At 72.7% G+C, this 22,488-nt stretch carries 18 protein-coding genes; 7 read left to right on the forward strand and 11 right to left on the reverse strand.

Going from position 1 to position 22,488, the window contains the following annotated elements:
• The first annotated feature begins 29 nt into the window (after positions 1-29).
• From EUS26_RS10290 to xylB, 5 genes are read left to right on the forward strand one after another with little or no spacing between them, the layout of a single operon-like run.
• Complete coding sequence (locus EUS26_RS10290; protein WP_238148909.1) at positions 30-1,406, forward strand: ABC transporter substrate-binding protein; 1,377 nt, start codon at positions 30-32, stop codon at positions 1,404-1,406.
• Positions 1,403-2,386: a carbohydrate ABC transporter permease gene (locus EUS26_RS10295; RefSeq protein WP_420330004.1), complete on the forward strand. Its 984-nt coding sequence runs from the start codon at positions 1,403-1,405 to the stop codon at positions 2,384-2,386. Before EUS26_RS10290 ends, EUS26_RS10295 begins: the two co-directional genes overlap by 4 nt.
• Positions 2,383-3,282, forward strand: coding sequence for a carbohydrate ABC transporter permease (locus EUS26_RS10300; RefSeq protein ID WP_130013739.1), 900 nt, complete (start codon positions 2,383-2,385; stop codon positions 3,280-3,282). The genes EUS26_RS10295 and EUS26_RS10300 overlap by 4 nt, the downstream gene beginning before the upstream one ends.
• An 8-nt stretch (positions 3,283-3,290) precedes the next feature.
• Positions 3,291-4,796 carry a mannitol dehydrogenase family protein gene (locus tag EUS26_RS10305; protein ID WP_130013740.1) on the forward strand — a complete coding sequence of 502 codons (1,506 nt, stop codon included), beginning with the start codon at positions 3,291-3,293 and terminating at the stop codon, positions 4,794-4,796.
• Complete coding sequence (gene xylB, locus EUS26_RS10310) at positions 4,783-6,198, forward strand: xylulokinase (RefSeq protein WP_130013741.1); 1,416 nt, start codon at positions 4,783-4,785, stop codon at positions 6,196-6,198. Before EUS26_RS10305 ends, xylB begins: the two co-directional genes overlap by 14 nt.
• A gap of 48 nt (positions 6,199-6,246) precedes the next feature.
• Here the strand turns inward: xylB and EUS26_RS10315 are convergent, their stop codons facing one another.
• From EUS26_RS10315 to EUS26_RS10355, 9 genes are all read right to left on the reverse strand, one after another.
• Positions 6,247-8,085: an AMP-dependent synthetase/ligase gene (locus EUS26_RS10315; RefSeq protein ID WP_130013742.1), complete on the reverse strand. Its 1,839-nt coding sequence runs from the start codon at positions 8,083-8,085 to the stop codon at positions 6,247-6,249.
• A 34-nt stretch (positions 8,086-8,119) separates the two neighbouring features.
• Entirely contained in the window at positions 8,120-9,256 is a 1,137-nt protein-coding gene (rodA, locus tag EUS26_RS10320; RefSeq protein ID WP_130013743.1) for a rod shape-determining protein RodA, read from the reverse strand.
• A gap of 6 nt (positions 9,257-9,262) precedes the next feature.
• Positions 9,263-10,228: a bifunctional riboflavin kinase/FAD synthetase gene (locus EUS26_RS10325; protein ID WP_130013744.1), complete on the reverse strand. Its 966-nt coding sequence runs from the start codon at positions 10,226-10,228 to the stop codon at positions 9,263-9,265.
• Between the two features lie 10 nt (positions 10,229-10,238).
• The gene (gene truB, locus EUS26_RS10330) at positions 10,239-11,162 is read right to left on the reverse strand and encodes a tRNA pseudouridine(55) synthase TruB (RefSeq protein WP_130013745.1); all 924 of its coding nucleotides are present in this window, start codon (positions 11,160-11,162) and stop codon (positions 10,239-10,241) included.
• Positions 11,159-11,611, reverse strand: a complete 453-nt coding sequence (rbfA, locus tag EUS26_RS10335; RefSeq protein ID WP_130013746.1) for a 30S ribosome-binding factor RbfA — start codon at positions 11,609-11,611, stop codon at positions 11,159-11,161. The genes truB and rbfA overlap by 4 nt, the downstream gene beginning before the upstream one ends.
• Positions 11,612-11,741: 130 nt before the next feature.
• Positions 11,742-14,573, reverse strand: coding sequence for a translation initiation factor IF-2 (infB, locus tag EUS26_RS10340; protein WP_130013747.1), 2,832 nt, complete (start codon positions 14,571-14,573; stop codon positions 11,742-11,744).
• A 200-nt stretch (positions 14,574-14,773) separates the two neighbouring features.
• The gene (locus EUS26_RS10345) at positions 14,774-15,037 is read right to left on the reverse strand and encodes a YlxR family protein (RefSeq protein WP_238148910.1); all 264 of its coding nucleotides are present in this window, start codon (positions 15,035-15,037) and stop codon (positions 14,774-14,776) included.
• A 49-nt stretch (positions 15,038-15,086) separates the two neighbouring features.
• The gene (nusA, locus tag EUS26_RS10350) at positions 15,087-16,118 is read right to left on the reverse strand and encodes a transcription termination factor NusA (RefSeq protein WP_130013749.1); all 1,032 of its coding nucleotides are present in this window, start codon (positions 16,116-16,118) and stop codon (positions 15,087-15,089) included.
• Complete coding sequence (locus EUS26_RS10355; RefSeq protein ID WP_130013750.1) at positions 16,118-16,633, reverse strand: ribosome maturation factor RimP; 516 nt, start codon at positions 16,631-16,633, stop codon at positions 16,118-16,120. The genes nusA and EUS26_RS10355 overlap by 1 nt, the downstream gene beginning before the upstream one ends.
• A gap of 100 nt (positions 16,634-16,733) precedes the next feature.
• Between EUS26_RS10355 and EUS26_RS10360 the strand changes: the two genes are divergently transcribed.
• Complete coding sequence (locus EUS26_RS10360) at positions 16,734-17,711, forward strand: DUF4439 domain-containing protein (RefSeq protein ID WP_165368581.1); 978 nt, start codon at positions 16,734-16,736, stop codon at positions 17,709-17,711.
• Between the two features lie 31 nt (positions 17,712-17,742).
• Complete coding sequence (locus EUS26_RS10365) at positions 17,743-19,716, forward strand: thioredoxin domain-containing protein (protein ID WP_130013752.1); 1,974 nt, start codon at positions 17,743-17,745, stop codon at positions 19,714-19,716.
• 8 nt (positions 19,717-19,724) lie between these two features.
• Here EUS26_RS10365 and EUS26_RS10370 read toward each other — a convergent pair whose 3' ends face one another.
• Entirely contained in the window at positions 19,725-20,525 is an 801-nt protein-coding gene (locus EUS26_RS10370) for a TSUP family transporter (protein WP_130013790.1), read from the reverse strand.
• 12 nt (positions 20,526-20,537) lie between these two features.
• Positions 20,538-22,340, reverse strand: coding sequence for a proline--tRNA ligase (locus EUS26_RS10375; protein ID WP_238148911.1), 1,803 nt, complete (start codon positions 22,338-22,340; stop codon positions 20,538-20,540).
• Positions 22,341-22,488 lie beyond the last annotated feature (148 nt).

Below are 22,488 nucleotides of genomic sequence, written 5' to 3' on the forward strand. Positions count from 1 at the left end.
ATGAGCGCAACCGACCCGGGAGGCGGCCTGTGCCCAGGAACCACGGACCAGCGAGGACGCTGGTCGTCATCACCTCGACGACCGTGGCCCTCGTGGCCACGGGATGCGCCGGCTGGGGAGGGGGCGGTGTCGGCGGCGGTGGCCCGGACTCCATCGACGTCCTCATGGTCAACAACCCGCAGATGGTCGACCTGCAGAACCTCACGGCCGAGCACTTCACCGAGGAGACGGGCATCAGCGTCAACTTCACCGTCCTGCCCGAGAACGACGTGCGCGACAAGATCAGCCAGGAGTTCACCAGCCAGGCCGGCCAGTACGACGTGGCCTCCCTCTCCAACTTCGAGATCCCGATCTACGCCCGGGCCGGGTGGGTGGCCCCGCTCGAGGAGTTCATCGCGCAGGACGAGGAGTTCGACTACGACGACATCCTCGAGCCGATGCGGACCTCACTCTCGGTCGACGGGGTGCCGTACGGCATCCCGTTCTACGGCGAGTCCTCCTTCCTCATGTACCGCCAGGACGTGCTGGAGGCGGAGGGCGTGCAGATGCCCGAGCAGCCGACCTGGCCCGAGGTCGCCGACATCGCCGCGCAGGTGGACGGGGCCGAGCCCGGCATGAGCGGCATCTGTCTGCGCGGGCAGCCGGGGTGGGGCCAGGTCATGGCGCCCCTGACGACGGTCGTCAACACCTTCGGCGGCACGTGGTTCGAGGAGGACATGACCCCGCGCGTCGACGCACCGGAGTTCACCGAGGCGGTCGACTTCTACGTGGACCTGGTGCGCGAGCACGGCCAGAACGGCGCCCCCGCCTCAGGCTTCGTGGAGTGCCTCAACAACCTGCAGCAGGGCAACTCGGCCATGTGGTACGACGCCACCTCGGCGGCCGGCTCCCTCGAGGCGCCCGGCTCGCCGGTCAAGGGCAAGATCGGGTATGCCCCGGCGCCGGTCATGGAGACCGAGAGCGCCGGGTGGCTCTACGCCTGGTCCTGGGCCATCCAGGACGCGAGCGAGAAGCAGGACAACGCGTGGGAGTTCGTCTCGTGGGCCTCCGGCGCCGAGTACGAGGAGCTCGTCGGCGAGGAGCTGGGCTGGTCGCGGGTCCCCGCGGGCAAGCGGTCCTCGACCTACGACAACGAGGACTACCTGGCCGAGGCGGGTCCGTTCGCCGAGGCCACCCGGGCCGCCATCGAGTCAGCCGACCCGGAGGACCCCGGGGTGCAGCCCCGACCGGCGATCGGGGTGCAGTTCGTCGGCATCCCCGAGTTCCCGGACCTGGGCACCCAGGTCAGCCAGGACATCAGCGCGGCCATCGCGGGCCGGATGAGCGTCGACGAGGCGCTGGAGCGCGGCCAACGGGTCGCCGAGGACATCGCGGAGCGCTACGAGGAGAGGGCGGCCCAGCAGTGAGCAGCAGCACCAGCACGTCCAGGGTGGGCAGGCTCGGCAAGCCGGGCACCAACCCCGAGCAGGGGCGCTCGGGCGCGGTCGCGCCGCCCCCGAGCCGGCAGCCCCGGTCCAGCTCCTGGCAGCGCCGCATCCCGCTGCTGCCGGCGCTCATCTTCGTCATCGTCATGACCCAGCTGCCCTTCCTGGGCACCATCGTCATCTCGTTCATGAACTGGAACGCCTACTACCCCGACGAGCGGGGCTTCGCGGGCTTCTCCAACTTCGCCCGGGTGTTCACCGACGTCAACGCCCGGTCGGCGGTCTTCGTCACCATCGTCATCACGGTGGCCACGGTGCTCGTCAGCCTGCTGCTCGGGCTGGCCATCGCACTGCTGCTGGACCGGAAGTTCCGCGGCCAGGGCATCGTCCGGACGATGATGATCGCGCCCTTCCTCGTCGTCCCGGTGGCCGCTGCCCTGCTCTGGAAGCACGCCCTCTACAACCCCGAGTACGGCCTGTTCAACGGTCTGCTGACGCTGGTGCTCGGCGAGGACGCCCCCCAGCCGGACTGGGTGGGCACGATGCCGCTGCCGGCCCTCGTCGCAGCGCTGGTCTGGCAGTGGACCCCTTTCATGATGCTCATCCTGCTCGCCGGCCTGCAGAGCCGGCCGCTCGACGTCGTGGAGGCGGCACGGATCGACGGTGCGTCCGAGTTCCGGATCTTCACGAGCATGACGCTGCCGCACCTGCGGCAGTACATCGAGCTCAGCACGCTGCTCGGCACGATCTACGTCGTCCAGAACTTCGACCACGTCTTCACGATCACCGCCGGAGCCACCGGTACGGCCAACCTCCCCTACTTCATCTACCAGACCTTCTACACCGCCCAGGACTACGGCCGGGCGTCGGCAGCGGGCGTCGTGACGGTGGTCGGCACCCTCGTCATCGCGATGTTCGCGCTGCGCACGGCCTTCGCCATCTTCAAGGAGGAGGGCCGATGAGCACCACCACGTCGACGCAGGGCGGGAGCACCACGCGCGGCACCACCACCACGGAGGTGGCGGGTCGACGCTTCGTCCAGGCCAGGCCTCCCCGTCGCGGGATGGTCCTCACGGTCCTCGCCTGGTTCGTGGGCATCCTCTTCTTCTTCCCGGTCCTCTGGATGGTGCTGGTGTCGTTCCGGGCCGAGACGGACGCCGCCAGCAACCCGCCGGTGCTCCTGGCACCGATCAGCCTGGAGGGCTACCGCACCTTCTTCGCGGCCGGGCCCTGGCCGCCCCTGCTCAACTCGATGACCGCGAGCGTGGTGTCGACCATCCTGGTCATCGCGCTGGCCTTCCCCGCGGCCTACGCCCTGTCGATCCGGCCGGTCAAGAAGTGGACCGACGTCCTGTTCTTCTTCCTCTCGACCAAGATGCTGCCCATCGTGGCCGGCATCCTGCCGATCTACCTCTTCGCGCAGGCCACCAACCTGCTCGACAACATCTGGCTGCTCATCATCCTCTACACCTCGATGAACATGCCGATCGCGGTGTGGATGCTGCAGAGCTTCCTGGCCGAGGTGCCGGTCGAGATGCTGGAGGCCGCCCAGGTCGACGGCGCCGGCCTGCTGACGACCCTGCGGCAGGTGGTGGCCCCCGTGGTCATGCCCGGCATCGCCTCGGCCGCGCTCATCTGCTTCATCTTCAGCTGGAACGAGCTGCTCCTGGCCCGCGTGCTCACGAGCACCGTGGCGAGCACCGCGCCCGTCTTCCTCACCGGGTTCGTCACCAGCCAGGGGCTCTTCCTCGCCAAGGTCTGCGCGGCGTCCTTCGTCGTCTCGCTCCCGGTCCTGGCGGCCGGTTTCGCGGCCCAGGACAAGCTGGTGCAGGGCCTGTCGATGGGTGCCGTCAAGTGACCGGGAGAATGACGACCATGAAGCTGAGCGAGGAGACCCTGCCAGGGCTGCCCGAGGACGTGGCCCGCCCGACCTACGACCGCTCGGCCCTGCGGCCCGGCATCGTCCACTTCGGGGTCGGCGGCTTCCACCGGGCGCACGAGGCGATGTACCTCGACCGCCTCATGAACGAGGCCCCCGAGGAGCACCTCGGCTGGTCGGTCGTCGGGGTCGGCACCATGCCCGGGGACGCCCGCATGCGGGACGCCATGGCCGCCCAGGACTGCCTCTACACCCTCGTCGTGAAGCACCCCGACGGCGCGCTCGAGCCCCGCGTCATCGGGGCCATGTCGGCCTACCTCTTCGCGCCGGACGACCCCGAGGCGGTCCTGTCCCGGATGACCGACCCGGACGTCCGGATCGTCAGCCTGACGATCACCGAGGGTGGCTACCACGTCAACCAGGTGACCGGAGAGTTTGACCCGTCCGACGAGGCGCTGCAGGCCGACATCGCCGCGCCGCAGGAGCCCCCGCGCAGCGCCTTCGGCTTCGTCACCGAGGCGCTGCGTCGGCGCAGGGAGGCCGGGGACGAGCCGTTCACCGTCATGTCCTGCGACAACCTCCCCGGCAACGGCGACGTGGCCGGCCAGATGATCACCTCCTTCGCCCGGATGCAGGACGAGAACCGCACCGGCGAACCGCTCGCCGACTGGGTGGAGGAGCACGTGTCCTTCCCCAACGCGATGGTCGACCGCATCACCCCGGTCACCAGCCAGGAGGACATCGACGCCCTCGCCGAGAGGTTCGGGGTCGAGGACGCCTGGCCGGTGGTCTGCGAACCGTTCACCCAGTGGGTCCTCGAGGACCACTTCCCGACCGGCCGCCCCGCCTTCGAGGAGGTCGGGGTCCAGGTCGTCGACGACGTCGTCCCCTACGAGCTCATGAAGCTGCGGCTGCTCAACGCCAGCCACCAGGCGCTGTGCTATCTCGGCTACCTCGCCGGCTACCGCTACGCCCACGAGGTCGCGCAGGACCCGCTCTTCGCGGACTTCCTGCTCGGCTACATGGAGCACGAGGGGTCGCCCACCCTGCCCGAGGTCCCGGACGTCGACCTGGCCGACTACCGGCGCACCCTCGTGGAGCGGTTCGCCAACCCGGAGGTCCGCGACACCCTCGCCCGCCTGTGCGCCGAGAGCAGCGACCGCATACCCAAGTGGCTGGTCCCCGTCATCCGCCACCAGCTCGAGCACGACGGACCGATCGAGCGCTCGGCGCTCGTCGTCGCCTCCTGGGCCCGGTATGCCGAGGGGGTGGACGAGCAGGGCGAGCCGATCGAGGTCGTCGACCGGCACAAGGACCGGGTCATGGCGGCCGCCGCCCGCCAGGACCAGGAACCCCTCGCCTTCCTCGAGGACGAGACCTTCTTCGGCGACCTGCGCCACGACGAGCGCTTCGCCGCCGCCTACCGGCACTTCCTGTCCCGGTTGCACGAGGTGGGCGCGCGCTCCACCCTGGAGGACCATGACTGGCACTGACCGCACCCTCGTCGCCGGGGTCGACACCTCGACCCAGTCCTGCAAGGTCGTCGTCTGCGACGCCGACACCGGGGAGGTCGTCCGCGAAGGGCGCGGCGCCCACCCCTCCGGCACGGAGGTCGACCCGGAGCACTGGTGGTCGGCCTTCGAGGAGGCCACGGCCGGCGGCCTCCTCGACGGCGTCGCCGCGCTGTCGGTCGGGGGGCAGCAGCACGGCATGGTGCTGCTCGACGAGGACGACGCCGTCGTCCGGCCCGCGCTGCTGTGGAACGACACCCGCTCCGCCGACGCCGCCCGTCAGCTCGTCGACGAGCTCGGCGGGGCGCAGGCGTGGGCCGACCGCGTGGGCGTCGTGCCGCTCGCGGCCATCACCGTGAGCAAGCTGCGCTGGACGGCCGAGCACGAGCCGGAGCACATCGCGCGGGCCCGCACCTGCGTGCTGCCGCACGACTGGCTCACCGGGCAGATCGCCCGGCGCGGCGGTGGTGCGGCGCAGGAGTGGGTGACGGACCGGGGGGACGCCTCCGGCACCGGCTACTTCGACGCCGGGACCGGTGACTACGACCACGGGCTCCTCCGGCTGGCGGTCGACGGCGACCTGCAGCTGCCCCGGGTGCTGGGGCCGCACGACGAGGCCGGCCGCACCGCGTCCGGGATGCTCCTCGGGCCCGGCACCGGTGACAACGCCGCCGCCGCCCTCGGCCTCGGGCTGCAGCCCGGCGACGTGGTGATGTCGCTCGGCACGAGCGGCACCGCCTTCGCCCGGCACGGCTCCCCCAGCCGGGACGCGACCGGTGAGGTGGCGTCCTACGCCGACGCCACCGGGAGCTTCCTGCCCCTCGTGTGCACCCTCAACGCCGCGCGGGTGCTCAGCGCCGGCGCCCAGGTCCTCGGGACCGACCTCGCCGGGCTGGAGCAGCTGGCCCTCGAGGCCGAGCTGGGGGCCGGGGGCCTGACGCTGCTGCCCTACCTGGACGGGGAGCGCACGCCGAACCTGCCGGACGCGACGGGCACCCTCTCCGGCCTGACCCGGGACAACCTCACGCCCGCCAACCTCGCCCGCGCCGTCGTCGAGGGCATGATCCTCGGGGTCGGGGCCGGGGTGGAGTCGCTGGCCCGCGAGGGCGTGGACGTCGAGCGGATCCACCTCATCGGCGGCGCGGTCGCCTCCCGCGCGGTGCGAGAGGTGGCCGCCGACCTGCTGGGGGTGCCGGTGGTCGTCCCGGACGCGGCGGAGTACGTCGCCCTGGGGGCAGCCCGCCAGGCGGCCTGGACGCTGCGCGGCGGAGAGGTGCCGGACTGGCCGGTGCACGCGTCCGCGCGCCTGGAGGCCCGACCGTCCGAGCGCGCGACCGAGGTCGCCCAGCGCTACCGGGACCTCGTGCAGACCGTGCACGGCTGACCCGCCGGGAGGCGACGGGCCGGTGGACGCCGGCCCGTCGCCGCACGGTCACCCGGTGTAGAAGGCGTCGAGCTCGTCCTTGTACTTCGCCGTGACCGCGCGGCGCTTGAGCTTCATGCTCGGGGTGAGGTCGCCGTCCTCGACGGACAGGTCGTGGTCGAGGATGTGGAACTGCTTGACCTGCTCGTGCCGGGCCAGCTGCTGGTTGAGCTGGTCGACGTGACCCTGCACCATCTCGCGGGCCGCGGCCGAGGTGACGATCTGCGCGTAGCTGTCCCCGGCCATACCGTTCTTCGCCGCCCAGGCCGTGATGGCGTCGTGGTCGAGGGTGATGAGCGCGGACACGAAGTTGCGCCCGTCGCCCTCGACGATGAGCTGGCTGGCGTAGGGGCAGATGCCCTTGAAGAGCGACTCGATGCGCGACGGCGCGACGTACTTGCCGCCGGAGGTCTTGAAGAGGTCCTTCTTGCGGTCGGTGATCCGGACGTAGCCGTCCTCGTCGATCTCGGCGATGTCACCGGTCGCCAGCCACCCGTCCTGGAGCGACTCCGCCGTCGCCTCGTCGTTCTGGTGGTACCCGGTCATGATGCCGGGTCCGCGCATGAGCAGCTCGCCGTCCTCGGCGATGCGCACCTCGGTGCCGGGCAGGGGCCAGCCGACCGTCCCGATCTTGTTGACCCCGGGCCTCGGGCGGTTGACGATCGAGGCGGCGCTGGACTCGGTGAGCCCGTAGCCCTCGATGATCGTCAGCCCCATCGCGTCGAACCACCGGGCGATGTCGTGGTTGAGCGCGGCGGACCCGGAGATGAAGAAGCGGATGCGGCCGCCGAAGCGCTCCCGGATCTTAAAGAGCACGAGCTTGTCGGCCACCGCGTGCTTGGCCTTGAGGAGACCGGCCGGCTCACCCCCGGAGGCGCGGATCTCGGCGACCTCCTTGCCCACCCCGCTGGCCCAGGTGAAGAGCTTCTGCTTCACCCCTCCCTCGTCGGACATCATCGTGGTGATGCGTCCGTAGGCCTTCTCGAAGATGCGCGGCGCGGCCCCCATGAAGGTCGGTCGGACGACGGCGAGGTTCTCCACGATCTTGTCCACCCGGCCGTCCACCGCGGTGGGGAAACCCATCTGCAGCGGCAGGACGAGCAGGCACTTGCCGAACACATGGGCCAGCGGCAGCCAGAGGTACTGCAGGTCGTCCGGGCCCAGCAGGTGGACGGCGTCCACCCCGGCGCCCTCGTAGGTCCACGCCGAGTGCGGCAGGCGGACCCCCTTGGGGCGCCCGGTGGTCCCGGAGGTGTAGATGATGGTCGCCAGGTGGTCGGGGGTGAGGGCGTCGATGCGGGCGTCGACCACTCCCGGCTCCGACTCGAGCCGACGGCGTCCCAGGTCCTCCAGCTCGGCGAGGGTGATGACGTCCCCGCCGTCACCCTCCCCGTCGACGACGACGATCTTGAGCACGGCCCCGAGCTCGGCGCGGTGCTCCAGCACCTTGGCCACCTGCTCCTCGTCCTCGGCCACGACGACCCGGCTGCCGGAGTCGGTGATGATGAAGGCCACGTCGTCGGACAGGGTGGTGGGGTAGATCGTCGTCGTGGCGGCGCCGGCGCACATGACGGCCAGGTCCACCAGCACCCACTCGATGCGGGTGGAGCACGCGAGGGCCACCCGCTCCTCGGGCTGCACGCCCAGCTCGACGAGACCGGCCGCGAGCGCGTAGGCCCGCTCCCCCGTCTGCGCCCAGGTGAGCGTCGGCCACGTCTCACCGTCGGGGTAGAGGAAGGCGTCGGTGTCGGGGGTGGCGGCCACCCGGTCGCGGAAGAGGTGCCCGACGCTGGGGACGCGGTTCTCGATCAGGTCGAGGTCTGGCTGCTCGTCGATGAGGCGGGCCACGGCAACTCCTGGTGTCTCAAGATTCTGTGGGTGCTCATCTTGACAGGTCCGACCGGACCGGCCAAGGGGAACGCGCCGCGCCGTCCCGGCCGCTCGCGCAGGCCAGCAGGCCCAGGGCCAGCCAGCAGGCCAGCATCGAGGACCCGCCGTAGGACAGGAACGGCAGGGGCAGCCCGGTGACCGGCATGAGGCCCAGGTTCATCCCGACGTTTTCGAAGACCTGGAACCCGAACCAGGACGACACCCCGACGGCCAGCAGCCGCGCGAACGGGTCCTCGCAGCGCAGGGCCACCACCAGGCCGCGCACGACCAGGAAGCCCAGCAGCAGGAGGAGCCCGACCGCCCCGACGAACCCCAGCTCCTCCCCGGCCACCGTGAAGATGAAGTCGGTGTACTGGAAGGGGACGAAACCCCCCTGCGTCTGCGGCCCCTCGCCGAGGCCGGTCCCGGACCACCCTCCGGAGCCGATCGCCAGGCGCGCCTGCCGGGTCTGGTAGCCGATCCCCTCCGGGTCCAGACCCGGGTCACGGAAGGCCAGCAGACGGTCCACCTGGTAGGGGTCCAGCAGCGGCACGCGGATCGCCGCGACGACCGCGACGCACACCGCCCCCGCGGCAGCCGCGGTCCACCGCCAGGAGGCCCCGGAGGTCGCGACGACCACGAGGGTGAGCACGCCCAGCACCAGCGCGCTGCCGAGGTCGGGCTGCAGCATGATGAGCCCGATCGGGACCCCGGCCAGCGCCCACGCCGGAAGGACCTCCCGCCAGCCGGGGCGGCGGTACGGGTCGCGCCCCTCGGCCAGGATCATGGCCAGGCCCACCACCAGGCCGATCTTGGCCAGCTCCGCGGGCTGCAGCGAGAAGCCGCCCGGCAGGAACAGCCAGGACCGCGACCCGTTGACGGTCTGCCCCAACGGTGTGAGCACCAGCACCAGACCCGACAGCCCGGCGAGGTACACCCACGGGGCGGCGGCGCGCAGCCACCGCACGTCCATCCCCGCGACGGCCAGACCCAGCACCACCCCGACCGCGGTGTTGACGAGGTGGCGCACCGCGAGCGCCGGCCCGGCCCAGTCGTGGGTGGCCGACCAGACGAGGATCGCCCCCACCAGGCTGAGCCCGAGGCCGGCGACGAAGGGAGCCCAGTCCGTGCGCAGGTACCGCTCGCGCACGGGAGATCAGTCCCCGACGAGCAGGGTGCGGCTCCGGTCGACGTCGTGCGCCATCTGCTCGGTCAGCTCCTCGACCGAGGCGAAGCGGACGTTGCCGCGCAGCCGCTCGAGGAAGTCGACGCTCACGAGCTCGCCGTAGAGGTCGAGGTCGGTCCGGTCGAGGACGTAGGCCTCCACCGTGCGGTCGTCGACGTCGTCGAAGGTGGGGTTGGTGCCGACCGAGATCGCGGCCGGGAGCCGCTGGTCGGGGTCTCCCGCGTCCCGCCCGGGACGCTCCAGCCACCCGGCGTAGACGCCGTCGGCGGGGACCATGCCCACCCGGTCCGGGCCGAGGTTGGCCGTCGGGTAGCCCAGCTGGCGGCCCCGGTGGTGCCCGTGCACCACGGTCCCCGTCACCCGGTGGAGACGATCCAGGATCTGCGCGGCGCGGGCCATGTCGCCGTGGGCGATCGCCTGGCGCAGCGCCGTCGAGGACCAGGTGCGCTGGCCGTCGGCCAGGGCACCCTCGGTGTGCTGGACGACGACGTCGAAGCCGTGCACCTCCCCGAGCTGCCTCATGGTGCCGACGTCACCCGAGTTGTGCAGCCCGAAGCGGGTGTCCTGACCCACCACCACGACCTCGGCGTGCAGCCCGTCGACGAAGGTCTCGACCACGAAGTCCTCCGGGAGCAGCCGCGCGTACTCCTTGGTGAACTCGATGACGACGACCCCGTCGAGGCCGGCCTGCTCCAGCAGCTCCAGCCGGTGCTCGAGCCCGACGATCTCCTGCGGCGCGCGCTCGGGGTGCAGGACCGCCACCGGGTGCGGGTCGAAGGTGACGGCCACCGCCGGGAGGCCTCGCTCGTGGGCCAGGTCGGTGACGGTGCGCAGCACCGCCCGGTGCCCGAGATGCACGCCGTCGAAGTTGCCGAGGGTCGCCACCGTCGGGCCGAGGTCGTCGGGAAGGTCCTCCACGCTGGTCCAACGATGCACGGGCGTCACTCTAACCGCCGCCGGCAGGGGCCAGGACCACGTGCGCCCGCGCCTGCTCCCGCGACTCGTCGAGCACCGCCACCAGGCGCCCGTCCGGCGCGAACGCGGCCACCGGGTCGGTGCGACCGGGCTGCTCGGAGGGGATGCGCTGCCCGTAGCCGAGGGCTCGCGTCTGCGCGTCGTCGAGCTCCCGGCAGGAGAGGGTCGCGCGGGCGGCGTCGGCGAGCGGCAGCAGCGCCTGCGCCACCGCCCCGTCGGCCGACAGCGCCTCCAGCGAGCGGGCCGACCCGGCACGCAGCCCACCCACCCGGGTGCGCCGCAGGGCGGTGAGGTGGCCCCCGACCCCGAGGGCGTCGCCGAGGTCACGCGCCAGTGCCCGGACGTAGGTCCCGGAGGAGACCTCGACCTCGACGTCGAGGTCGACGACGAGGTCCTCACGACGGATGTCGAGCACGTCGAAGCGGGCGACCCTCACCGGTCTCGCGGCGAGCTGCACGTCCTGTCCGGAGCGGACCCGCGCATACGACCGCACCCCGTCGACCTTGACCGCGCTCACGGCGCTCGGCACCTGCTCGATGTCCCCCGTGAGGTCCCGGACCGCGGTCACGACCTGGTCCTCGGTCAGCCCCGAGGCGTCGGTCGTGGCGCTCACCTCGCCCTCCGCGTCGTCGGTGACGGTGGCCTGCCCGAGGCGCACCGTGGCGGTGTAGGCCTTGTCGTCCCCGACGAGGAAGGTGAGCAGCTTGGTGCCGCGCCCCACGCCCAGGACGAGCACACCGGTCGCCATCGGGTCGAGGGTGCCGGCGTGCCCCACCTTCCGCGTCCCGCACAGCCGGCGCGCGCGAGCCACCACGTCATGGCTGGTCCACCCGGCGGGCTTGTCGACGACGAGCAGGCCGTCGCCGACGAAGGGCGCCCGCCCCGGGCCGCTCATGCGCCGGAGGCCCCCTGCTCGTCCTCCTCGCTGCGGGGCTTGCGGTAGGGGTCGGCCTCCCCGGCGTACCCGGACTCACGACGCTCCGCGGCGAGCTCGGCGTCGCGCTGAGCGACCTGCCGCAACAGCTCGTCCATGTGCTGGGCGTCCTCCGGCAGCGCGTCCAGGATGAACTCGAGGGTCGGCGTGAGCCGGATGCCCAGCCCCTTGCCGACGAAGCTGCGCAGCCGGCCGCGGTACGTCTGCAGGATCTCGGCCGCGACCTCCCGGTCCTCGTCGCTGCCGAGCACCGTGTAGAACACGCTCGCGTGCTGGAGGTCCCCGGTGACCCGGACGTCGGTGATGGTGACGAAACCGACCCTCTCGTCCTTGACCACCTGCGAGAGCCCCTGCGTCACCAGCTGCTTGGTCCGCTCGGCGATGCGCCGTGCGCGTGCCTGGTCGGCCATGTCGTCCTCCTCGGCTGTCGTGCACCCCGGTCAGGGGGCCGGCCCATCGTACGGAGCCGGTCGTGGCGACCGACGAGGCCGGTCCGGCGTCCGGGGACGCGGACCGGCCTCGACGGCGAACGGTGACACCTCAGGTGCGCGGGATCTCGCGCATCTCGTAGGTGGTGATGAGGTCGTCCGCCTGGAGGTCGTTGAACGACCCCAGGTTGACACCGCACTCGAAGCCCTCGCGGACCTCGGTGACGTCGTCCTTGAACCGCCGCAGACCGGCGATCTGCAGGTTCTCGGTGATGACGACCCCGTTGCGGGTGATCCTCGCCTTGGCGCCGCGGCGCATCTCGCCGCTGCGGACCAGGCAGCCCGCGACGTTGCCGAACTTGGAGCTGCGGAAGATCTCGCGGACCTCCGCCGTCCCGGTGACGACCTCCTCGTACTCGGGCTTGAGCATGCCCTTGAGGGCGTTCTCGATGTCCTCGATGGCCTGGTAGATCACCGAGTAGTAGCGGATCTCCACGCCTTCCTTGTCGGCGTAGTCGGCGTTCTGACCCTCCGCCCGGACGTTGAAGCCGAGGATCACCGCGTCCGAGGCCACCGCGAGGTTGATGTTGTTCATCGTGATCGCGCCGACACCACGGTCGATGATCCGCAGGTCGACCTCGTCGCCGACGTCGATCTGCAGCAGCGCGTCCTCCAACGCCTCCACGGAGCCGGACACGTCACCCTTGAGGATGAGGTTGAGGGTCTCGACCTTGCCCTGCGCCAGGGCCTGGTTGAGGTCCTCCAGGCTGATCCGCTTGCGGGACTTGGCCAGCGCGGCCTGCCGGTCGGCAGCCTCCCGCTTCTCGGCGATCTGCCGGGCGGTCCGGTCGTCCGGGGCCACCACGAAGGTGGTGCCCGCGCGGGCGACCGTGTCCATCCCGAGCACCTGCACCGGACGCGAGGGGGTGGCCTCCTCGACGTTGTTGCCGTGCTCGTCGAGCATGGCCCGCACGCGTCCGTGGCTGCCACCGGACACGATGGCGTCCCCGACCCGCAGGGTGCCCTGCTGGACCAGCACCGTCGCGACCGCACCGCGTCCCTTGTCGAGGTTGGCCTCGATGGCGACACCGCGCGCGTCCTTGTCGGGGTTGGCCCGCAGGTCGAGCGCCGCGTCGGCGGTGAGCAGCACGGCGTCGAGCAGCTCGTCGATGTTGAGCTGGTTCTTGGCCGACACGTCGACGAACATCGTCTCGCCGCCGTACTCCTCGGCGATGAGGTTGTACTCGGTCAGCTGACCGCGCACCTTGGCCGCGTCGGCGCCGTCGACGTCGATCTTGTTGACCGCCACGACGATCGGCACATCCGCCGCCTGGGCGTGGTTCAACGCCTCGATGGTCTGCGGCATCACGCCGTCGTCAGCGGCGACGACCAGGATCGCGATGTCGGTCACCTTGGCACCACGGGCACGCATGGCGGTGAACGCCTCGTGACCCGGGGTGTCGATGAAGGTGATCGCCCGCTCCTGGCCGTCGTGCTCGGTGTGGACCTGGTAGGCGCCGATGTGCTGGGTGATGCCACCCGCCTCGTCGCCGCCCACGTCGGCCTGCCGGATGGCGTCCAGCAGGCGGGTCTTGCCGTGGTCGACGTGACCCATGACCGTGACGACCGGAGGACGGGCCTCGAGGTCCTCGTCGGACTCGGCGTCCGCCTCGGCCTCGAGGTCGATGTTGAAGGAGCTGAGCAGCTCGCGCTCCTCCTCCTCCGGGGAGACGACGCGGATGGTGTAGTCCAGCTCGTCGCCGAGCACGCCGAAGGTGTCCTCGTCCAGGGACTGGGTGGCGGTGGCCATCTCGCCCAGGTGGAAGAGCACGGTCACCAGCGACGCCGGGTCGACGTTGATCTTGTCGGCGAAGTCGGTCAGCGAGGCACCGCGGCGCACCGTGATGGTCGCGCCGTTGCCGCGAGGCACGTTGACGCCGCCGATGGCAGGCGCCTGCATCTGCTCGAACTCCTGGCGCTTGGCCCGCTTCGACTTGCGGCCACGGACCTTCCCGCCGCCTCGTCCGAAGGCACCTGCCGTGCCGCCACGGCCACGGGGGCCGCCTCCGCGTCCTCCAGCGGGGCCGCGGAACCCACCGGGACCACCAGGCCCGCCGGGCCCACCGCCGCCGGGGCGGCCACGGCCGCCGCCGCGGGCGGGACGTTCCCCGGGACGGGGCACGGCCGCCTGGGCGGGCATCATGCCCGGGTTCGGCCGGGGTCCGCCGGGACGGGGTCCGGCGGCGCCGGTGCCCTGACGTGCGGCCGGGCGCTCCGCGCCGCGGGTGCCGCCGGGCCGGGGCATGCCCTGGCTGTTCGCGAACGGGTTGTTGCCCGGTCGCGGGGACCCGCCGCGCTCGCCCTGACCGCCGCGGCGGTCACGGGACTGGCCCATCCCCTGGTTGGAGCTGAACGGGTTGTTGCCCGGTCGGGGGCCAGGCTTGGCGCCGGGACGCGGGGTCTTCGGCGTGGCCTTGGCCGCCGGGGCCTGAGGTGTCGGGGCCTGCGGGGTCGGCGCCTGGGGCGCCGGCTTCTCCTGGGTCGGCTCCTGGGCCGCCGGCGTCTCCCGGGTCGGCTCCGGTGCGGCCGGCTGCTGCGGCGCCGGCTCGGCCGGACGCGGCCTCGGCGACGCCTCGGGGGCAGCCGGGGCCGGGGTCTCGGACTTCTCGGGGGCCGCCGGCGCCGGGGTCGGCGTCGCGGGCCGGGCCGGGCCAGGCTTGGGAGCAGAATTCTGGGCGGCCTTGGCGGCGGGGGCCTGGGCCGGTTCGGACCCCTTCGGCCCGGAACCGGCCGGGGGGTTCTCGCGGATCTTGCGTACGACGGGGGGCTCGATGGTCGACGACGCCGACCTCACGAACTCTCCCTGGTCCTTCAGGTGGGCGAGCAGCTCCTTGCTCTCGACCCCGAGCTCCTTGGCGAGCTCGTAAACCCTGAGCTTTGGCACGGTGTGGTGTCTCCTTGGTGTCTGGCGCCACGACCGAACCCGCTCGGGAGGTCGCGACTACTGCTGGTGGGTGCTCATCGCTGAGTACTCATCGGGTGCTCATCAGCGTCAAACCCGCTTCCGGTGTCCTCGATGACCGGCCCCGTGGGGCCCGCCCTTGCTGCTTCTCGCCGGACCGGTCGGTCCGGCGAGGTCGTGCTCTAGCGCTGCTGCGTCGTCGGTGGCAGCACGTCCGCGAGGTCGACCGCGGCCGACGCCGGGAGGCGCAGGGCACGGACGACGGCGCGGCGAGCCACGGCCGACTCGACACACCCGGGGCGTCGGTGCACGTAGGCACCGCGTCCCGGGAGACGTCTGCGCTCGTCGGGCACGACCGTCCACGATCCGTCGTCGCCCAGGCGAGCCACCAGCCGCAGCAGCGCGGCCTGCTCGTCCCGTCGTCGGCACCCCACGCAGGTGCGCACAGGTGATCCTGCCCGCACCGGGGAGTCGACTCCGGTCCGACCCTTCACTCTACACGCTGGCGTCGGGCGAGGAGGCGGCCGCCCCGTCGTCGACCTGCTCCTCGGTGTCGGCCCGGATGTCGATCTTCCACCCGGTCAGCCGGTTGGCGAGGCGAGCGTTCTGGCCCTCGCGACCGATGGCGAGGGAGAGCTGGTAGTCGGGCACGACGACCCGGACCTGCTTGGTCCGGGGGTCGACCACCCGTGCGGAGGCCACCCGGGCCGGCGACAGGGCGGCCGCGACGAAGGCGGCCGGGTCCTCGTCGTAGTCGACGATGTCGATCTTCTCCCCCTGCAGCTCGGCCATGACCGCGCGCACCCGCTGGCCCATGGGGCCGATGCAGGCTCCCTTCGCGTTGACCCCGGGCACCGGGGAGTGGACCGCGATCTTGGTGCGGTGCCCCGCCTCCCGGGCGATGGCCTGGATCTGCACGGTCCCGTCGGCGATCTCGGGCACCTCGAGGGCGAACAGCCGACGGACCAGGTTGGGATGGGTGCGGGACAGCATGACCTGGGGGCCGCGCATACCCCGTTTGGCGCTGACGACGTAGCAGCGCAGACGCTGGCCGTGCTCGTAGCGCTCCCCCGGCACCTGCTCGGAGACGGGTAGCTCACCCTCGATCGTCCCGAAGTCGACGAGGACGCGGCGCGGGTCGCTGGACTGCTGGATGATCCCCGACACGATGTCGCCCTCCCGCCCGCGGAAGTCCCCGAGGATGGCGTCGTCCTCGAGGTCCCGCATGCGTTGCGTGATGACCTGTCGGGCGGTGGACGCGGCCACCCGCCCGAAGCCCTCGGGGGTGTCGTCGTACTCCGGCCCGGGCTCACCGCGCGTGCCGTCCTCCATGACGGGGGCGTCCTCCCGGGCCCACACCGTGACGTGACCGCTGGACCGGTCGAGCTCGACCCGGGCGTGCCGGGCGTGGCCGTCGAGGCGCTGGTACGCGGAGAGCAGGGCCTGCTCGATCGCCTCAGCGATGACGTCCATGGGGATCTCGCGCTCGCGCTCGAGCATGCGCAGGGCGGCCATGTCGATGTCCATCAGGCGTCCTTTCCGTCGGGGCGGGTGAACTCGATCTGCACCTGGGCCCGGGTCACCTCGGACAGCGGGACCGGGTGGTCCAGCTCCTCGAGGCGGATCTGGTCGGGCCCGGCGGCGGTGAGTCGGGAGGTGTGGGTGGTCCCGTCGGTCCGGACCACCGTGAGCAGCCGGCCGACGTTGCGGCGGAAGTGGTCCGGTGCGGTGAGGGGCCGGTCGATCCCCGCCGAGCTGACCTCCAGGGTGTAGGCACGCTCCCCCATCACCGCGCACCCGTCGAGGGCCGACGACACCACGGTGGTGGCCTCGGACACCTCGTCCAGGCTCAGCGGCTCGACGGGCGAGGTGGTGTCCTCGGACGGGATGGTCGAGACGTCCCGGGCGAGCAGCACCCGGACCAGCCGCCGGCGGCCTGCCTCCTGCACCGTGACGTCGTCGACCACGGCGTCCAGCCCCGCGCGCTCCAACGCCTCGGAGGTGTGCTGCGTGATCGTCGCGGCGGCGGCGCGGGCGTCCATGCGGTGCTCCTCGTCTTCTGATGTCGGCCGGCGGGGCGCGCGGACGTGCCCGTGGCCGTGGTGCTCGGGGGGCCAGCCTACCGTCTGGGATGATGACCCCATGCCCCCCGTCGACCCCTCGCGCCGCACCCTCCTGCGCCTGGGAGCAGGGGTGGCGACCGCCGGTCTGCTGGCGGGGTGCAGCGGCGAACGGCTGCGCACACCGTGGTCGCCGGACCCTTCACCGGACCCCGAGGACGCTCGCGCCGCACCCGACATCCCGCTGCTGCAGGACGCGCGGGCCCGGGTGACGGCATACCGCGAGGCCCTGGCCCGCGCCCGTCCGAGCGGGTCCCGCCGTCGCCTGGCGCGGGACCTGGAGGAGGTCTGGCAGACCCAGGTGGAGCGCCTGGACCTCGTTCTCGCCTCCCTCGGTGCCGACGCCGGCGTGGCCGCCCCGGGTGATGCGGGAGCGTCGAGCACGACGGGCGGGGACGCCGCCGCCACCTCCGCCGGGCCGGTCGAGCTGCTGGAGGTCGGGCGCGCGGTGCGGGCCGACCTGTCCGCCATGGTGGAGGGCATCGCCGCCGCCACGTCGTCGCACCGTCCGATGCTCCTGTCGCTGGCCGCCCAGCACCTCGCCGGCGCCGGGCGGCTGGGGGCCGCCACGGACTGGCCGCCGCTCGTCGGGCCGGTCGGCACCGCGGCGGTGCCCGTCCTCGCGAGCACCCGCCCGGCGGTCTTCGCGCTGGAAGTCGTCGCGGCCCGCTCCGGGGGCGCGGAGCGCGAGCGCTACGAGGACGTGCTGTCCCCGCTGCGCTCGGTCACCCGCTCCCTCACCACCCTGGCCGGCGACGCCGCTCCGGTGCCGCCGCTCGGCTACGACCTCCCCGAGCCGCTCTCCGACGGGGACGAGCGGCTCGACCTGGCCAGGGCGGTGGTCCAGGACGTCGCCCCCGCGGTGCTGGCGGTCGCGGACCGCGCCGGGGCCGACATCGAGCAGGTGGGCTCCTACCTGCGGCTCGCGGTGCAGGCCCGCCTCTGGGCCGACCGGCTGGGGGTGACCGACAGCGCGTTCCCCGGGATGAGCCTGCCCTGAGGCCTCGGCCTCCGGAGGGCAGACTGGGGACATGTCGAACCGTCTGGCCAGCAGCACCTCGCCCTACCTCCTCCAGCACGCGGACAACCCGGTCGACTGGTGGGAGTGGGGCGACGAGGCCTTCGCCGAGGCCCGGCGCCGCGGGGTCCCGGTCCTGCTCTCGGTGGGCTACGCGGCCTGCCACTGGTGCCACGTCATGGCGCACGAGTCCTTCGAGGACGAGGAGGTGGCAGGGGTGCTGCGCGCGGGGTATGTCGCGGTCAAGGTGGACCGGGAGGAACGCCCCGACGTCGACGCCGCCTACATGAGTGCCACCACGGCGCTCACCGGCCACGGCGGGTGGCCGATGACCTGCCTGCTCACGCCGGACGGCGACCCGTTCTGGGCCGGCACCTACCTGCCCAGGGACGGCTTCCTCCGGCTGCTCCGGGCCGCCGCGCAGCAGTGGACCCAGGAACGGGACCGTCTGGAGCACGGTGCCGGGCAGCTGGCCGCACGGCTGCGGGAGGCCTACGCACGAGCCGACGCCGCGACCGACGACGAGGTGGTCGACCTTGCCGCGGCGGTCGCCACGCTCGCCTCCGAGCACGACCCGCAGTGGGGCGGTTTCGGCGGCGCACCGAAGTTCCCGCCCTCGATGGTCCTGGCCTTCCTGCTGCGCCACCACGGCCGCACCGGTGACCCACGCGCGCTTGCCATGGTGCGGAGCACCTGCGAGCACCTGGCCCGGTCCGGCACCTACGACCAGGTGGGCGGTGGGTTCGCGAGGTATGCCGTGGACCGCGCATGGGTCGTCCCCCACTTCGAGAAGATGCTCTACGACAACGCCCTGCTGCTGGGCGTCTACACCGACCTGGCCCGCACCGACGAGAGGTCGCGGTCCTGGGCCGGGCGCGTCGTCCACGAGACCGTCGAGTGGCTGGTCCGCGAGCTCTGGACCGAGCAGGAGGCGTTCGCGAGCTCGCTGGACGCGGACACCGGGGGCGTCGAGGGGGCGACCTACACCTGGACCCGGGACGAGCTCGTCGCGGCCCTGGGGACGGAGGACGGCGGAGCGGCCGCCGACCTGCTGGGGGTCACCGACGCCGGCACCGTCGAGCACGGCCGGTCCACCCTGCAGCTCCGCTCGGACCCGGCCGACCCTGCCTGGTACGCCGGGGTCCGGCAGCGCCTGGACGTCGCCCGCAGCCTGCGGCCCCAGCCGGGCCGCGACGACAAGGTCGTGACGGCCTGGAACGGGTTGCTGGTCGGTGCGCTGGCGCACGCCGGCTGGGTCTTCGAGGAGGAGGACTGGGTCGACCTGGCCGCTCGGTGCGCCCGCTTCCTGCTCGACGTGCACGCCGTCGACGGTCGGCTGCGCCGCAGCTCGCGGGACGGGACCGTGGGTCGGTCGCTGGCCGTGGCCGAGGACTACGGCGCCCTCGCCGACGGGCTCCTCGCCCTCCACCGGGTGACCGGTGAGAGCCGGTGGCTCGACGAGGCGCAGCACCTGCTCGACCAGGCGGTCGACCTGTTCGGCCGGGCGGACGGGGGCATCGCCGCCACCGGCCGGGACGCCGAGCAGCTCTTCCTGGCGCCGTCCGCCACCGGCGACAACGCCGAGCCCGGTGGCCTGTCCGCGGTCGCGGTGGCGTTGGTGCGAGCGGGTGCGCAGGGCTCACGGCCCGACCTCCTGGAGCGCGCCGAGGGGGCGCTGCGCCGGGTGGCCGGCACCGCCCAGCAGGCGCCCCGCTTCGCCGGGTGGTCCCTGGTGGCGTGGGAGGAGCTGGCCGGCGGGCCGACCACGGTCCAGCTGGGCCCCCGGCCCGCCCCCGAGCTCGCGCAGGCGGCCCGTCGGGCGCCGGCGGGCACCCTCGTCATGGCTGCCGCGACGGCCCCGGACGACGCCCCGGACACGGTGCCGCCCGGTCGGGCGCTGGTCTGCCGCGGGACCGTCTGCGGGCTGCCCTCGGCCGACCCCGGCGACCTGCCGAGGACACCCCAGGCCGCGGCCCCGGCGACCTGAGGCAGACGTCAGCCGGCGAGCTGCACCCAGGTGTCGTAGCCGATCTTGACGACGAAGGCGACGAGGACCACGACGAAGAAGATCCGCACGAAGCCGCTGCCGCGCGAGACCGCCACCCGGGCACCGAGGTAACCGCCGAGGACGTTGCACGCGCCCATGAGCAGACCCACGGACCAGATCACCGCCCCCTGCGGCACGAACACGACCAGGGCGGCGAGGTTGGTGGCGAGGTTGGCGATCTTGGCCTTCGCGCTGGCCTCGAGGAAGCCGTACCCCAGGATGCTGACGAGGGCGAAGACGAAGAACGAGCCCGTGCCCGGCCCCAGCGCACCGTCGTAGGCACCGACGACCAGGCCGATGAGGACCGCCCACGCCAGGTGCCGCCGCCGTGAGTGACCGAAGCGCAGGGCCTGCATCTGACCCATCGACGGCCTCAGCAGGGTGTAGGCCCCGACGCCGACCAGGACCGCGAGGATGAGCGGGGTGAACGCCGCCTTCGGGATGAGGAAGGCGAGCGCGGCTCCGGCGGCGCTGCCGCAGAAGGCGGCGCCGGCCAGGGGGAGCGCCGTCCGCAGGTCCGGCCGGATGCGGCGCAGGTAGGTCAGGGAGCTGGTGGTGGTGCCGCAGATCGAGCCCAGCTTGTTGGTCGCCAGCAGCTGCACCGGGCTCGCCCCGGGCAGCGCGACGAGCAGCGCCGGGAGCTGCACCAGCCCGCCGCCGCCCACCACCGCGTCGATGAAGCCGGCCGCGAGGCCGGCCAGGGCGAGGAAGAGCAGGACGCGTGGTTCGAGGTCGAGCGCCTCCAGCAGCACCGGGCGGGCTCAGCCGCCCGGGGTCGGGGCCGCGCCCCGCACCTCGGCCAGGACCTCGGCGACGGTGGCCTCGACCCGGACCTCGCGTCGCGCACCGGAGCGGCGGTCCTTGACCTCGACGACGCCGTCGGCCAGGCCCTTGCCCACGACGACGATCGTCGGTACGCCGAGCAGCTCGGCGTCCTTGAACTTCACGCCCGGGCTGACCTTGGGCCGGTCGTCGAAGACGACCTCCAGGCCCTGGTCGCAGAGCTCGGCCACGAGTCCCTCGGCGTGCTCGAAGACCGCCTGGTCCTTGCCGGTGGCGACGACGTGCACGTCGGCCGGCGCCAGCTCGCGGGGCCACACCAGACCGAGGTCGTCGTGCGTCGCCTCGGCCACGGCCGCGACCGCCCGGGACACGCCGACGCCGTAGGAGCCCATGGTCACCGTGACGAGCTTGCCGTTCTCGTCCAGCACCTTGAGGTCCAGCGCCTCGGCGTACTTGCGGCCGAGCTGGAAGATGTGCCCCATCTCGATCCCGCGGGCGAGCGTGAGCGGGCCGGCACCGTCCGGGCTGGGGTCGCCCGCACGGATCTCCGCGGCCTGGATGGTGCCGTCGGCCGTGAAGTCGCGCCCGAGCACCAGGTCGAAGACGTGCTTGCCGTGCTCGTCGGCGCCGGTCACCCAGGCCGACCCCTCGGCGACGGAGGGGTCGAGGAGGTACCGGATGCCCGACGACCGCTCCTCACCGAGCACGCCCGGCCCGATGTAGCCCTTGGCCAGCATCGGGTATGCCGTGAAGTCGGCCTCCTCGAACGGGCGCCAGGTGGCGGGGGCGACCTGGGCCTCGAGCCGCTTGGCGTCGACCTCGCGGTCGCCCGGCAGGCCGATGGCCAGCGGCTCGGTGCTGCCGTCCGGGTGGGTGAGCAGGACGACGACGTTCTTCAGGGTGTCGGCCGCGGTCCAGGGCCGGCCGTCGGCCCGCGGGTGCAGCTCGTTGCCCTGCGCCACCAGCGTGGCGATGGTGGGGCTGTCCGGGGTGTCCTCGACGTGGGCGGCGGGGGTCGACGCCACCGTGGCGTCGTCGACCGGCGGCGCCGGGGGCACCACGACCGCCTCGACGTTCGCGGCATACCCGGACTCCTCGCAGCGCACGAAGGTGTCCTCGCCCACCGGGCTGACGGCGAGGAACTCCTCGCTGGCCGAGCCGCCCATGGCGCCGGAGTCGGCGTGCACGACGACGTAGTCGAAGCCGAGCCGGTCGAAGATGCGGACGTACGCCTCGCGGTGCCGGGCGTACGCCTGCTCCAGCCCCTCGTCGGTCACGTCGAAGGAGTAGGAGTCCTTCATGACGAACTCCCGGCCGCGCAGGAGCCCGGCGCGGGGGCGTGCCTCGTCGCGGTACTTCGTCTGGATCTGGTAGAGCGTCAGCGGCAGCTCCTTGTAGGAGCTGAACATGTCCTTGACGGCCAGGGTGAACATCTCCTCGTGGGTGGGACCGAGCAGCATGTCGACGCCCTTGCGGTCCTGCAGCCGGAAGAGGTTGGGGCCGTACTCGGCCCACCGCCCGGTCGCCTCGTAGGGCTCGCGCGGCAGCAGCGCCGGGAAGGAGAGCTCCTGGCCGCCGATGGCGTCCATCTCCTCGCGCACCACCCGCTCCACGTTCCGCAGCACCCGCAGCCCGAGCGGCATCCACGAGTAGACACCCGGCGCGGCCCGCCGGATGTAGCCGGCGCGGACCAGCAGCTTGTGCCCCGGCAGCTCGGCGTCGGCCGGGTCCTCGCGCAGGGTCCGCAGGAACAGGGTCGACAGGCGCAGTGGGCGCGTCACGTGACGGCACTCCTCGGTGGTCGGTGTGCAGGGGTGTGCCGGTGGTCCCGGCGGTACGAGGGTACCTGTCGGCCGGGGGCCGTCCCGACGTGATTCCGGCCGGGCCGGTGGCGGGCCGGCGCGGCGCCGGGTGGACGGTCGCGGCGTC

Origin of the sequence: Serinicoccus sediminis, assembly GCF_004153545.1 — a bacterium.
GTDB classification, from domain to species: Bacteria; Actinomycetota; Actinomycetes; order Actinomycetales; family Dermatophilaceae; genus Ornithinicoccus; species Ornithinicoccus sediminis_A.

Bases quoted from the DNA above. Each gene is read 5' to 3' on its own strand.
- EUS26_RS10300 (WP_130013739.1), top strand. From the start codon at position 2,383: ATGAGCACCACCACGTCGACGCAGGGCGGGAGCACCACGCGCGGCACC.
- nusA (WP_130013749.1), bottom strand. From the start codon at position 16,118: ATGGACATCGACATGGCCGCCCTGCGCATGCTCGAGCGCGAGCGCGAG.
- EUS26_RS10355 (WP_130013750.1), bottom strand. From the start codon at position 16,633: ATGGACGCCCGCGCCGCCGCCGCGACGATCACGCAGCACACCTCCGAG.
- rbfA (WP_130013746.1), bottom strand. From the start codon at position 11,611: ATGGCCGACCAGGCACGCGCACGGCGCATCGCCGAGCGGACCAAGCAG.
- EUS26_RS10365 (WP_130013752.1), top strand. From the start codon at position 17,743: ATGTCGAACCGTCTGGCCAGCAGCACCTCGCCCTACCTCCTCCAGCAC.
- truB (WP_130013745.1), bottom strand. From the start codon at position 11,162: ATGAGCGGCCCGGGGCGGGCGCCCTTCGTCGGCGACGGCCTGCTCGTC.
- xylB (WP_130013741.1), top strand. From the start codon at position 4,783: ATGACTGGCACTGACCGCACCCTCGTCGCCGGGGTCGACACCTCGACC.
- EUS26_RS10305 (WP_130013740.1), top strand. From the start codon at position 3,291: ATGACGACCATGAAGCTGAGCGAGGAGACCCTGCCAGGGCTGCCCGAG.
- EUS26_RS10360 (WP_165368581.1), top strand. From the start codon at position 16,734: ATGCCCCCCGTCGACCCCTCGCGCCGCACCCTCCTGCGCCTGGGAGCA.